Annotated in this window: 12 protein-coding genes and 1 pseudogene; all 13 read left to right on the top strand. The window is 49.3% G+C overall.

Features of this window, described 5'->3' with window-relative positions; genetic code table 11:
* A partial coding sequence (locus tag OGX99_RS14355) for a formylglycine-generating enzyme family protein (protein WP_286543972.1) occupies positions 1-515 on the top strand: 515 nt, incomplete at its 5' end.
* A complete protein-coding gene (locus OGX99_RS14350; RefSeq protein ID WP_414438251.1) occupies positions 512-910 on the top strand; it encodes an SUMF1/EgtB/PvdO family nonheme iron enzyme in 399 nt (132 codons plus the stop codon). The genes OGX99_RS14355 and OGX99_RS14350, both read left to right, overlap by 4 nt.
* 23 nt (positions 911-933) lie before the next feature.
* Positions 934-1440 (top strand): annotated as a pseudogene (locus tag OGX99_RS14345) (DUF6392 family protein).
* Complete coding sequence (locus OGX99_RS23800) at positions 1437-1586, top strand: DUF6392 family protein (RefSeq protein ID WP_353655338.1); 150 nt, start codon at positions 1437-1439, stop codon at positions 1584-1586. The pseudogene OGX99_RS14345 and the gene OGX99_RS23800 overlap by 4 nt, the downstream one beginning before the upstream one ends.
* 562 nt (positions 1587-2148) lie before the next feature.
* The gene (locus OGX99_RS14335) at positions 2149-2415 is read left to right on the top strand and encodes a PAAR domain-containing protein (protein WP_151218381.1); all 267 of its coding nucleotides are present in this window, start codon (positions 2149-2151) and stop codon (positions 2413-2415) included.
* 4 nt (positions 2416-2419) lie between these two features.
* The gene (locus OGX99_RS14330; RefSeq protein WP_286543969.1) at positions 2420-3604 is read left to right on the top strand and encodes a KPHS_23130 family T6SS system protein; all 1185 of its coding nucleotides are present in this window, start codon (positions 2420-2422) and stop codon (positions 3602-3604) included.
* A complete protein-coding gene (locus OGX99_RS14325) occupies positions 3576-6956 on the top strand; it encodes an ImcF-related family protein (protein WP_286543966.1) in 3381 nt (1126 codons plus the stop codon). Before OGX99_RS14330 ends, OGX99_RS14325 begins: the two co-directional genes overlap by 29 nt.
* A complete protein-coding gene (gene tssA / locus OGX99_RS14320) occupies positions 6956-8554 on the top strand; it encodes a type VI secretion system protein TssA (RefSeq protein WP_286543962.1) in 1599 nt (532 codons plus the stop codon). Before OGX99_RS14325 ends, tssA begins: the two co-directional genes overlap by 1 nt.
* A 22-nt stretch (positions 8555-8576) precedes the next feature.
* A complete protein-coding gene (gene tssF / locus OGX99_RS14315; protein WP_151224329.1) occupies positions 8577-10343 on the top strand; it encodes a type VI secretion system baseplate subunit TssF in 1767 nt (588 codons plus the stop codon).
* Positions 10304-11392, top strand: a complete 1089-nt coding sequence (tssG, locus tag OGX99_RS14310; protein ID WP_286543959.1) for a type VI secretion system baseplate subunit TssG — start codon at positions 10304-10306, stop codon at positions 11390-11392. Before tssF ends, tssG begins: the two co-directional genes overlap by 40 nt.
* Positions 11367-11900: a type VI secretion system lipoprotein TssJ gene (gene tssJ, locus OGX99_RS14305; protein ID WP_187253231.1), complete on the top strand. Its 534-nt coding sequence runs from the start codon at positions 11367-11369 to the stop codon at positions 11898-11900. Before tssG ends, tssJ begins: the two co-directional genes overlap by 26 nt.
* A gap of 2 nt (positions 11901-11902) precedes the next feature.
* Entirely contained in the window at positions 11903-12343 is a 441-nt protein-coding gene (gene tssE / locus OGX99_RS14300; protein WP_187253350.1) for a type VI secretion system baseplate subunit TssE, read from the top strand.
* A gap of 1 nt (position 12344) precedes the next feature.
* A complete protein-coding gene (locus tag OGX99_RS14295; protein ID WP_286543955.1) occupies positions 12345-13685 on the top strand; it encodes a VasL domain-containing protein in 1341 nt (446 codons plus the stop codon).
* Positions 13686-13728 lie beyond the last annotated feature (43 nt).

The following is a 13728-nucleotide window of genomic DNA, read 5'->3' as shown; positions in this document are numbered from 1 at the left end:
TCCCCTGGCAGATGGCCAAAGACTACTGCCTGTGGCTGGGTAAAATGTCGGGTAAACGGGTGGATTTACCCACCGAGGCGCAGTGGGAATACGCGGCCCGCTCCCGGGGACAGTATTTGCCCTATGCCACCAGTAACGGAAAAATAGAGCGCGGAGTCAATGTTCCCACCTTTGATGAAAGAGCAAAAATGAACGATGTAGGGATATCGATTTACCCGGTCGGGAAATATCCCCCCAATCCACTGGGGTTGTATGACATGGGGCTAAGCGGTGATGAATGGGCTAATGACTGGTATGCGGCGGACTACTATGCGCACTCGCCGGTTGATAACCCACAGGGACCGAAGAGCGGCGACAGGAAGGTTATGAGAGGATATTCAGGAGGAGATTATCAATATGCCCTGACCATGTTTCGTAAGTCGAATCTCCCTTCCCCACTTTTTGACGGTCATATAGCAGAAGATAACGAATTCCTTCCCAATTTTGGCCTTCGCTGCGTGGTGAATAACGGATGACGGCGCATATTCTGAAATTTCTCACCCCGGGGATATTTTTGCTGGCGCTGACCGGCTGTGATAACAGCTCCAGTGCGGAAAACCAGCAGCTCACCCAGGCGCTGGTGAAACGCTCGCTGGATAATATGGTTCCCGTCGCGGGCGGTGAGTTTTTAATGGGGGACTTCGGTCCGCTGATTGGGGAAAAGCTGCCCTTCAGCTCGAACCAGGATGATAAATACCTGCATAAGGTCAGGCTGAATGACTTTATGATTGGCAAATATAAGGTCACCTATAAAGATTATAATGAGTATATAAAAATCACTCATGGCAAAAAGCTTACCTATGTATTTGGTGGGAAGTTACTGGCGGATGACGTTCCCGTCAGCATCCCCTGGCAGATGGCCATGAGCTAAACCGACAAACGGGGCTATATTAAATGAATATTAACGTTGAAGAATTGATAAAACAGTTAGGTAAGCCGTACTTGAATATTTTTGAAAAGGATTTAATTCCCTATAAGACTAAACTATATGGTGCTATTGATGATGAGGCTATATTGAAAATGAAACGTGAAGGACTATTTTTGGTCTTTGCTAATAAACCTGATATGGAGTTTATAGAAATATCGCTAAAATTAGAAGATGAAGGGAAAACCGACTGGGTTTTCCCTAATTGAATGCCATTTGGTTTGGAGTCTGTGATGACCCAGGAGTGGGTTCGTGCACGTTTTGGGATGCCAATGATTTATGTTGATGCGAAAGTCGTAATGACTCTCTATAGGGGGGTAAAGGAATTTTATTCATTATTAGTTTCTGACCAAAATATAGTCGCTTCATTTAGTTATAATAAAGAGTTCTTTGTGGAAAGTGTGACGTTTTACCCACTGGAACGCGCCAAAGAAATCCAGGTGGCACTGGAGAAAAAACGACTTGGTGGGAAATGATTGTAAATTTTGAAAAGCTGATAAAGAAAATTGGAGAATCATATCAGAATATTTATGATCAAGGTTTAATTCCCTATAAAGCAAAGCAAAGCAAAGCAAAGCAAAGCAAAACCAACCAAACAAAATCAACAGGTACCAAAATATAGCTGTTTTATTTGTTTATAATTCTGATTTTTTTGTTGTTAGCATTACTTTCTATTCTATAGAACATGCAAAAGAAATTCAGGCGTCCCTCGAAAGAATAAGGTTATCGGGAAGTTAATATATTATATAAAAGTTATTAACATAGAAAATACTACCTCATGGAAGAGGTGTGAACGCAGTGGGGAGAAGGGAATCATTCACTGGGTTTCAAAAATTAAAATTGATTATAGTTATATTTGATTTTAATAGAACTTGGTGAACAGGTAAAACTGGTTTATCCGGATGGCTATGTCGAATACGGCAACCCTTTTACCAGTTTCGAACGGCTGCAGAAAATCAGCCGTGAACGCTAGGTATCAGTAAACTAGCATTAACACTCAGTAGAGACTATTGGTAAAAAAGTGTAATAATAAATTTAAGTTGGGATGATGCCAGACATTGCTAGTCCCTCAATTTTTATATTCGCCCCAAATACAATTCTTATCTTGAATGATTGGTGTGGTTGTCTAATCATTATGAATAACTTTATAAATTTTAAATGCTTATCTTATTAAGAGGTTAATTATGTCAAAAGGTTTTGTTTTGCTTGGTGATAAAACGACTCATGGTGGAAGTGTAATATCTGCGTCTTCCACGATGTTTGTCCAGGGACGAAAAGTAGTACTTCTGGGGGATATGGTTAGTTGTCCGATACCATTCCATGGTATTAATCCTATTATTGAAGGTTCGCCAGAATGGTTTTCTGATGGTGTACCGATAGTTGTCGATGGATGCCATAGTCTGTGTGGATGTCAGGTTATTTCAAGTGCGCCAGAAGCATTAATAGGGTGAAATCATGGGCTGGGAACGCCATAGAATTATCACGCCCGTAGCGCCTGAACCTCTTTCTCTCTGGCGATGGGCACTGGCTGGTATATTATCAGTAATAATAAGTATCTTACTTTTTGTATTGCATGCAACAGAACATCTATTCTTTATTAATGATGTCAACATCTGGCTGGTTTCACTCTTTCCAACGTTCCTGTGGTTAATAATTGCCAGTATTAGAGCATATTTATATGGGCGGGCGCTTGAATATTATGAATTTTTGCAAAAAGAAATATTGATTTCTCAGCGTGAATGGCAGTCCTGGGGGCAGTGCTCACTTGTCGTGATGAATAGCTGCGTAGTGTTACCAGAGAAAATTACCGTTTCGTTTATTGCAGGTAATCCCACAAATATTGAGAATAAATGTGGTTTAGCTCATCGTATTGACTATTTACCTAATGTCAAAAATCAAGACAATGCAGTGACTGTTTTGCTGAACAGTATTGCTGAATCTCTGAGTATATTACCGATAGCCATTCCTTTGCATGTAACACTCATCACCGATGGTTCAACGGAAGAACGGCATTTACTGCAAAATAACTTTCATAGCATCTGGCAGACAAGTTTCCCAGGCAGGCCACAACCTTCCTCTGTACGAGTAGAAATGGAATTTCCTTTTTATCGACTGGAAGCGAACCTGAAAAATGCAGAAGTCAGGAGCGATCTTGTTCTGGTTTTACAATTTAACGGGCATCAGAATTATTCTGATGGAATGGCTGTCTTTCTTTTAACCAGTGATGACGTAGCGCGTATTTATGGGCTCAACGGTAAGTGCCATTTTCTACGTCCAATGCCTCTGGATAAAGCGTGTTTACCTCAAGATTTAACCACCTTTTTTACTACTCAGGTAAGCGCGATAAATACAAAAAACATTGTGTCTGATGGCCAGTTAATTGATTTGTTGAGTGCACAACTCTACCCAATTGGTCACAATCATGGCGCTCATTGGCAGGTTGAAAACAAAATTATTCTTGAAAGATTTATGGGGATCCCCGGTCCATTTTCCGGTTGGCTATGCGTTGGCGTGGCGGCTGATATGTCAAAGCATAACTTAGAGTCATATTTAGTCGTTTCTGTTCAGGAAGAACAACCATATATCTGCACCGTTTTACCCTGGAGCAATAATGAATACGACAAGCCATCTGTGGCGTAGGGGAAGTCTGCTTGTTTTAATTGTGGCATTTTTGGCGGTGCTGACATGGCTGGTTAGGCGCTATGGTGATCTCCTGGGGGCTGATTCACTTACGAAAAAAGTTATCTTAGGTATATTGACGGTAATTTTGATTATTGCTGTTCGCTGGTATCCACTTATCAACATTTATGCCAAGGAGCACCTTTTTCGGGTAAAAGAGGAAAACGATGGAGTTTTTCCGGACAAAGAGTCCCGAATAGAGGAACCGCCCTCCGGGAATATGCTGATAGGAGAAATTCGTGATGTACTCAAGGCAAATTACAGTTATCGCTGGCGCGCCAAAACCCGTATTCTGCTGGTGATGGGGGATGTCATTCAGGTTGAGCAACTGGTGCCAAAACTCACCTCTCTGCGCTGGGTTGAAGGGGATGGCGTGGTGTTAATCTGGGGAGGTACGCTCACTGAACCGCCAGATGCTTCGTTGTTTGATGCGATACGCAAGCTGCATCGGCGCCCGCTGGATGGGATTGTATGGGTAACCCCCACTTTTCAGCACCAGGATTCATTGGTTCAATCGGCACCTGTTGTCTCTTTAACCGCAGAACAAATAGATAATGCTGCCCGCCATCTTCAGGCTGTTTTTACCACGCTTCGCTGGCGAGTGCCGTTATACCTCTGGTCGCTGCATGGCGCTCAATTCGTCCGGGATGACGTAACCTTGCACTCTGCGACATGTTTGTTCCCTGCAGGATGCACCACGGCTTTATGTCGTTCGCAGTTGACCTCGTTGGCAATGCAGATGGCGGAGCAGGGTACGCAGCAGGTTACGCGCAATATCCGTGATAACTTCTTACTGAAAATGGCGAATGCGTTCACGCAAAACGCAGAAACCATCAGCGAATCGTTGTCCACTTTTTTCAGCCCGCATCGGCCTCTACCGCTGGCGGCGGTAATCATGAGCCAGTATGCGGAAAATACTTCATCGCGCGTGGCGCATGCCTGGATGTGTGATGAGTGCTGGCGCGCGCTGCTTGATTCGCTCCCTGCGTTACCTGCTGAGCTAAAGGCACAGCGCACAGGCCGTTCAGGGATGCGAGTGCTGGCAGTCGGTACCGCTGGTTTGATGCTGCTATGGGGCGCGGGGATGGTGGTCTCTTTTTTGGCGAATCGCAATCTGATCGGCGAAAGTCTGGATCAGGCCAGGCTGGCAGGTGGTGCGGATGAACCGCTCGCCGAGCGTCTTACGGCGCTGTCCGCGCTTCAGCAAACCCCAGGCATGCTTCGCTGGCGTCAGCTGAATGGGGCACCGTGGTACTACCGCTTCGGCTTAAGCCAAAATGATGCTCTGTTGGATGCGCTATGGCCGCGTTATACGCGTATCGCTATTCCGCTCCTGCGTGATGAAGCCGCGCAACATCTCACTCAGGAATTAACGGCGTTAACTCGACTGGCTCCAGACAGCTCACAGTTTGTCGCTCGGGCAAAGATCGCCTACAACCAGCTGAAAATGTATCTGATGCTCTCCCGGCCTGAGCAGATGGATGCATCATTTTTTAGTCAGGCGCTGATGCAAGACTGGCCGGATCGCGCGGGTATTTCGCGCGCATCATGGCAGGGCGTTGGGCCAGGACTCTGGCAATTCTGGGGAGAACACCTTCAGGCGCATCCTGAATGGAAAATAACAGCGGATAAAAATCTTATTAACCAGGTGCGAACGCTGTTAATTCGTCAGATGGGGATCCGCAATGGCGAAGCTGCTCTGTATCAGAAAATCATTGAACAGGTGACTCCGCATTACACCGAACTTCGTCTGGAAGACATGACCGGCGATACCCGGGCAGATCACGTGTTTTATACCCGGAATTCGGTTGCTGGCGTGTATACCCGCAAAGCCTGGGAAGAGGAGGTTTTGCCCGCCATAGAGAAAATCGTCAACAACCGCCGGGAAGAAATGGATCAGGTACTGGGAGATGATACGCATTCTGCAAGCGACCCTCTCTCTCCACAGGCCTTAAAAGCGCGTCTTAGCGAGCGTTACTTCACGGATTTTGCCGACAGCTGGCTGGATTTTCTCAACAGTATTCGCTGGCAGCGCACCCAAACGCTGAGTGATGCCATCGATCAGCTCACGTTGATTGCAGATATCCGTCAGTCTCCTCTGGTTGCGCTAATGAATACGCTCGCCGTTCAGGGACGCACAGGGTTAACCGGAGAAGCGCTGTCGGACTCACTGGTGAAGTCGGCAAAGGATCTGTTTAACACCAAAGAAAATCAGACGATTGACCAGCATGCGCGGGAAGAAGGCCCTATGGCGAGTACCTTCTCGCCAATCCTGGCATTGATGGATGAACAATCGGGCGGGCAGGATATCAGCCATCTGAGTTTGCAAACCTACCTGACCCGGGTAACGCAGGTCAGGCTGAAACTCCAGCAGATTACTAACGCTGCCGATCCACAAGGCATGAGTCAGGCCCTGGCGCAAACGGTGTTTCAGGGCAAAACCGTCGATCTCACCACCACGCGTGACTATGGCAATCTGGTAGCGGCAAGCTTAGGCCAGGCATGGAGTGGATTTGGTCAAACTATGTTTGTTCAGCCGCTGGAGCAGTCATGGCAGCAGGTGTTGCAACCAACCGCAGCGGGCCTGAATGCGCAATGGAAGGCGCTGATTGTGAATGACTGGAACAGCGCTTTCGGCGGACGTTATCCGTTTCGCGATGTCGGTAGCGAGGCTTCTCTGCCGCTGCTGGCGCAATATCTGCGAAGCGATAATGGTCGGATCCCGCATTTTCTCGAGAGCCATTTAAGCGGCGTATTGCATAAACAGGGCAGCCACTGGGTTGCTGATACAGTGAATGCGCAGGGGCTGGAGTTTAATCCGGCTTTCCTTGAGGCGATGGACCAGCTCAGTCAGATTGCGGATGTCGCATTTATTCGTGGAGAAGCCGGAATGCGTTTTGAACTGCGCCCTGGAACGGCGCGGGACGTGATGCAAACCGATCTCGTACTGGATGGGCAAAAACTCACCTACGTTAATCAGATGCCAGCCTGGAAAAACCTTGTCTGGCCAGCCGATACGTCAGCGTCAGGGGCCACCCTAAGCTGGGTGAGTACCAATACGGGAACCCGAATCTACTCAGATAACCCCGGCACCTGGGGCTGGATAAGACTGCTTGAGAAAGCGGAGATCAACGATAACGCCGGCGTGAGCAGCGGTTTTAATCTGCGCTGGACTGCGCAGGATGGATTGCCGCTGAACTACACCCTGCGAACGGAAGCCGGTGAAGGCCCGCTCGTATTGCTCAAACTCCGCGATTTCGAACTACCAGAAACCATTTTTGTTATCAGCCAGTCCCACTCAGAGGAAGAATAATGAGCGCTCTGCAACGTCTACTGGCCGCCAGCACGGCTTCGCCAGATGAACAACAGCAGCTGATGGAACAGGCGCAAACGCAAACTGCGCTATGGCAAAACTGGTTATTGCCCGTTTCCGCAGCCAACCCGGGCGGGGAAGATCCCGGCTATGACGATGATTTTCAGCGCATGCGAGAGGAGGTGAATAAACTTTCTGGCGCACAAACGGATCTCATCGTTGAGCTTGCGGAAAAACTGCTGATCCACACCTGTAAGGATGTCCGTGTTGTCACCTACTACACTTGGGCGCGTTTGCATCAGGATGGCGAGTCCGGCCTGGCGGATGGTCTGATTTTGCTGGCTGGCCTGATGCAGCAGTATGGCAATTCTCTCCATCCCCTAAGGGCCAATAGCCATAAGGCCGCCCTTGAATGGCTGGCCGGCGGGCGGATGCTGGATAGTCTGGCACGTTTCCCCGAAGTTTCACGGCCTGACGCACAGCGGATCGCCGGTGCGCTGATGCTGCTGGAGCAGCAGTTTAGTCAGCGAGAGGAGAGCATTCGTCCCGGGCTTGGGGCACTGTATAGCGCGCTGGAGAATCGTCTGGCACAGTCTGGCGGCGCTCAGGCACTGGTTCCACAAAATGTCAGTCCGCAAGCCGGTCGGCGCAGCGCAGAAACTCCCGTCCTAAAAAGTATTGCCTCTGGTCGTGAGCTGCTGGAGCAGGCACGGGTACTGGCGAAATACCTGAGCGATCAGCCGGACGGCTGGCTGGCGGCGCATCATTTGATGAAAAGCGTGCGGCTCGATACGGTTAACCAGCTTCCACCGCCAGATGGCGCCGGACGTACACGCCTGGTACCCCCTAAAAGTGATTACCGCGCCCAGCTCAAGCGTCTGTATTTGCAGCAAAGCTGGACTGAACTGATTGAGCTAACTGACAGCTTATTTGTTGAGGGAGTGAATCATTTCTGGCTGGACGTGCAGTGGTATCTTCATCAGGCGTTAACCAGGGCGGGATCGCCATGGGATAAACATGCCGCCATTATCATCAGCGATTTGAAAATGCTGCTGCATCGGATGCCGGGTCTGGAAACGCTGGCATTTAATGACGGAACGCCCTTTGCCGATGACGTCACGCGTGAATGGATAGCCCGTGACGTGTTGCAGGAAAGCGACTGGCAGACGGATAAAATCGCGGCGGCCTGCGTCGGAGAGGATGACGATATCCTGCTGCTTGAAAGCGAGGCCCTGACGCTCGCGGACAGCGAAGGCATTGAAGCAGCGCTCGCCTGGCTTCAGGCTCGACCTGGTATTATTTCATGTCGACAGCGTTGGTTACGCCAGCTGTTGATGGCCCGTCTGACGGAACAGTGTGGGCGCAACGATCTCGCGCTGCATTTGCTTGGCGAGTTGAATACGACTGCGCACTCTCTCACTCTCAAACAGTGGGAGCCTGAACTGCTGTTTGAAGTCAAAGCGCGACGGCTAAAGCTTCTGCGTTTAAAAGCCAACCGTAGTGAAAGTGACAAAGCGCGTCTGACGGCAGAGATGGACTCACTATTGTCCGGTTTGGTCGCCATTGATCCCGCCAGAGCCGCCGTCTTGTGCGGCTAAAACCAAATAAGCGAACTGTAAAATGGAAGATTTAACTCTGCGTTATTATGACGCGGAAATGCGTTATTTAAGGGAAGCGGCAAAAGAGTTTGCGCAGGCGCATCCGGATCGTGCCGCCATGCTGGATCTGGACAAAGCCGGTATCGCCGATCCCTATGTGGAGCGGCTGTTCGAAGGTTTTGCATTTTCGATGGGGCGGTTGCGCGCAAAAATAGACGATCATCTTCCTGAATTTACCGAAGGCTTGATGAGTCTGCTATGGCCACATTATTTACGCACTATTCCCTCCTTAAGCATTGTCGAACTTTTACCGGATACTGATGTGCTGAAAATGAGTGAACGGATTAATGCGGGGTTTGGCGTATTGTCCCAGCCCGTCGGTCCTAAAAAAACGGTATGTCAGTATCGTACTACCCAGCCCGTCACGCTCAGCCCACTGTCTGTTACGGCGGTGAATATCGATGCCGAACCTGACGGACGCTCGGTCATCCGTATGCGAATAAAGTGCAATCCACAGATGGACTGGTCGCAAACCGATCTGACGCGTCTCAGCCTTTATCTGAGCGGTGACGCGCCGGTGACCCACGCGCTGCACCTTGCTTTGACAAAGCGTCTGGCCTCTCTTTATTTGAGATTCCCCAAAAGCGTAGAACGTATTCGACTGGAGGGTTTCTTTTCTCCGGGAGGATTTGCCGGAGAAGACAGTTTATGGCCAAAAGGCGATACAGCGTTTGGCGGCTGGCAATTATTACTTGAGTATTTTACGTTTCGCGAAAAATTTATGTTCGTCCATCTTAACGGCCTGGAAAAGATAACCTTTCCTGCGGGTATCGACTGCTTTGAAATTGAAGCGGTACTGACTCAACAGTGGAATTCTGAGCTTCCCGTGGGTAGCGAAAATATACGTCTGCACTGCGTTCCGGTTATTAATCTCTTCACCCTGGAAGCCGATCCGCTGGTGGTTAATGGACTGGAAAGTGAATATTTGCTGCGCCCGCGCAGATTACAGGATGGTCACACGGAAATTTATTCGGTGGATGCGGTTTCAGGTTCGCAGCGGGCGCGTAATGCCGTCTATGCCCCATTCACCAGCTTTCGCCACAAGGGAGGCATGATGCGCCGTAATGCGCCTGAACGTTACTTCCATACACGCGTCAGGCGCGGCGTCTCGGGATTGTATGACACCTGGCTGATCCTCGGCGGTGACGCCTGGGAGCGGGATCGCCTTGCTGAGTATGAAACCGTCTCATTGAAAGTGACCGGCACAAACGGTCAGCTACCCAGGCGAGCTTTGCAGAGTTCATTGCTTAATCGTTGCGAGCAGATCCTCCAGACGCCGCTTGCCGTGCGCAATCTGTGTAAACCGACTCTCCCCGCTTATCCTCCCGCTGAGGATCGTTTTCACTGGCGCGTCTTAAGCCACCTCGGGTCCAGCTTTCTGAATATGATGGCCAGCGCAGAAGTACTCAAAGGAACGTTGTCTCTCTATAACTGGCAGGATGATGAGCTGAATTATCGTCGTCTGGATGCGATCATGGATGTTCAGCAGCATGAAATACAGCGCTTTGAAAAAGGATTTCTACTCCGTGGTGTGGACATCGAAATAACGCTTGATGAGAACGGATTTACCGGTGAGGGCGATATTCATCTGTTTGGTGAAATGCTTAACCGCTTTTTTGCATTGTATGCGGATATTCATTTGTTTAATCAGCTTACGTTAATTATCCAACCGGCAGGGAAAAGCTTGCGATGGAAAGAGAATCACAATCAGCGACTGCCCGGCTGCTAAATAGCCTTGGCGAAAATCTGCCTCGTACCAATTTTTTTCGTTTTTGCCAACTGCTGGAACAGTGGAATCCGCAATCACCAGCTCCAGGAAGCCAACAAAGCCCGCGCTTTGATGCCATTCGTTTTCATCCTCATCCGGGGATGGGGTTTCCGGCGGGGGAGCTAAAAAGTGCAGAATATGATCCGCAACAACCCACACTGCCACCAACGGTTAGTGTCACTTTTATGGGGTTGTATGGCGTGGAGTCGCCGCTGCCGACAACCTATCAGGATGATATTGCCCAGCGTCAGGAAGGCTCGGACGTCGCCGCTGAATTTCTGGATATTTTTAACCATCGCTTAATTACGCAGTTTTATCGAATCTGGCGTAAATACAGCTATCCAGCGACTTTTCGCCCTGGCGGTACAGATGAGACTTCACAATATTTACTGGGGCTGACCGGGCTGGGGATTCCTGGATGCGCCACACAAACGCAAGCCCCGTTATCGCGTTTTTTGGCGCTGTTAGGAGTAATGAGAATGCCAACGCGTACGGCAGAAGGAATATCCGCGCTGGTGTCTTTATTATCGCCAACAACAAATATCACCGTGACGTCACATGATAAACGCTTAATCCTGCTGGATAAGGCGTTAAAAATGAGTGCGCGGCACCCCGTTAGCCTTCATTCTCGTCCGGTGATGGGACATAGCGCCGTAGATATTAACAGTCAGGTGCTCATTACGCTAACCACGGAGGTTCCTGATGAGGTTTGCGACTGGTTACCCGGCGGTCAGCTTTACCATGATTTTCTCGCGCTCCTGCACGTTTATTTAGGTGCCAGAGTGAAAGCGAGGCTGCAATTACGTATTCCTCGCTCAGCGCTTCCAGATGCTCAACTTACCAGTAATAAAAGCGAACGCGCAGTTCAGCTCGGCCGCACGGCTGTTATGCGTCTGGATAACCCGGAAATTAAGAATCAACTCATAACGATTAAACTTGGGCTCTGGCAGAGCCTTAGCCAACACGATCAGCGGAGGGAAGCCGATGAGACTGGCGATTATCGCTATTAATTTTGCCGTAATAACCACAATGACCAGTCTGATTACCGGATGTGGCCTGACACAAAAAGTATCTGAAGGCACGGTGTCATTAACGAAGTCAATTTTTTATAAGGAAATTAAAACGCTGCATTTGGATCTTTGCGCCAGAGAAGCCGCTAATAAAAATGCGCAGGGCGTAGCGCTTTCAACAGTCGTACGTATTTACCAACTCAACGATCGAAAAGCATTTGACTCAGCGAATTATCAGTCTTTATTTGCGCAAGACAGCACGGTGGTAAAAGAGGATTTACTGGCTCAGAAAGATGTTTGGGTTCGTCCTGGTGAAAGCGTAACTGTCGATATTCCACTCGAAAAGGAAACGCAATATGTTGCCGTGGCGGGAATGTTTATTGCTCCCGATCGGTCTGAGGATTCATGGCGCGTGGTATTACGTCGAGAAGATCTCGATTCTGATAAAGCGCGAGTGATTGAATTAAATTCTCAGGCTCTGGTTCTCCTGAAGCCGGAGGACGAGTAATGATTAAACGACCATCTCTTTATGACATCTTGTTGGGTAATTTCTCCGGTGGTTTGCCTTTGCATACAGTGGGTGAAAACACGCAGGTCATCTTATCCGTTTTGGATAATATGCAGCGCATTTTGAATACGCGTGCCGGTAGCCTTAAACATTTACCCGACTACGGTCTGCCGGATATGACCAAAATCCTCCAGGGTATGCCGGGAACGGCACATCAGCTTATCAGTACGCTTTCTCAGGTTTTGTTGAAGTATGAACCGCGACTGAAAGGTATTCAGGTCACAATGCAGGATCAGGAAACGCCAGGGCATTTACGCTACTCCATCGATGCCGAACTGCAGGACCTTGGCGTTGTTCGTTATGGCACTGATTTTACCCCCGAGGGGCGGGTGCTCATACGCCACCTGAAAAAACAGGGTTGGCTTGAAACAGGAGCGTACTGATATGGAGAAGAATCGCATCAGCAGCGGTGGCGACCCGCGTGCTTTCACGGAGTTCGGGCAGCTACGCGATGAAATCAGCAAACTGACTCATCCCGCGCGCCCGGACGTTGACTGGCAAAAGATTGAACAGTTAAGCCTGACGTTGTTTCGCCATAACGGCGTCGAATTGCAAACCCTGGCCTGGTATACCGTCAGTAGAATGCGTAATGCCGGGCTGCTGGGACTTGCCGAAGGCGCCGAGCTTCTGGAGGCATTACTGACGCATCACTGGAGTGCAATATGGCCGCAGCAAACCCATGCCCGCGTTGAAATCCTGACATGGCTGTCAGCCCGTTTACAGCAAGAATTGCGTACGCTAACGCTATCCTATGCTGATTTATCCGTGGTGTATCGGGTTGAACAGCGTTTAAAACATGCCTGCGAAGTGCTGCAACGGCTTGAACTGAAAGCGCTGAGTAAACTGGAGGTCGTCGTTACCTGGATGCATAACGCAGCTTTACGCCTTGAGAAGTCAGAAGCGGATTCGGGCTCAGCCGTTGTGATGATTCCGGCTTCTGGCTCAACCAATAACGCTGAGATCGCTTTGCCCCAGCTTATCTTTGTGGTGAATGAACCCGCGTCGTCCGGGCAATCAAGCACAGCGGTTTTTGCTACTCAAACCGATCACGGAACCCGACGGATGTGGCTGGGGTTTGTCATCGGAGTTATGGTGACTGCGCTAGTGAGTTCAGGCGCTTATCTTGGTATTACGCATATGCGATCTGACGAATACGCGCTGATCAAGCCATTGCCGCAGGTGTTGACGCCTGAACAATTGTCCACATTGAAGCAATCCTCAGATTTGGGGGAGCGGAAACAGGAATTTTTCGCCGCTGCGCAAGGGCAATTGGATGTTATATCCCGCCAGTCACCTCTGTGGTCGAGGGAATATGCTGCATCATTAGCACAGCAGTTAGCCACCCTGTGGCCGGAAGAATCGCAGACTACGGAATTCACAAGCAGATTACAAAAACAGTTAACCACGGAAGCGTTGCCGGAAAGCGCACTGCAAAACTGGCATCAAGCCCAGCAGGGACTGGAAGCGTTAACCGCTCAGCTAAATGCACTCGACGAGCGCAAAGGGAAATATCTGACGGGGTCTGAGCTGAAATCAGCCATTTTCACTATTCGCCGTCAGCTTGACCAGGCACCGCCTACAGAAGAGTTATTACGTCAAATCGATGAGGAATTAAGCCTACAGGGGAGTGTATCACCTACGTTGTATCAGCAGCTCGATATGCGGCTTAATCAGCTTCTTAATCGCTATGCGCTGCTGAAACAAGATGCTATCCGAGGGAGATAGCACTGGAAATCAGCTATCTAAATATCATTAAAAGAATCAGCGC

Origin of the sequence: Citrobacter sp. Cu096 (genome assembly GCF_030332285.1) — a bacterium.
GTDB classification, from domain to species: Bacteria; Pseudomonadota; Gammaproteobacteria; order Enterobacterales; family Enterobacteriaceae; genus Citrobacter; species Citrobacter meridianamericanus.
Note: the sequence above shows the minus strand (reverse complement) of the source record. Positions and strands in the feature narration are given on the sequence as shown.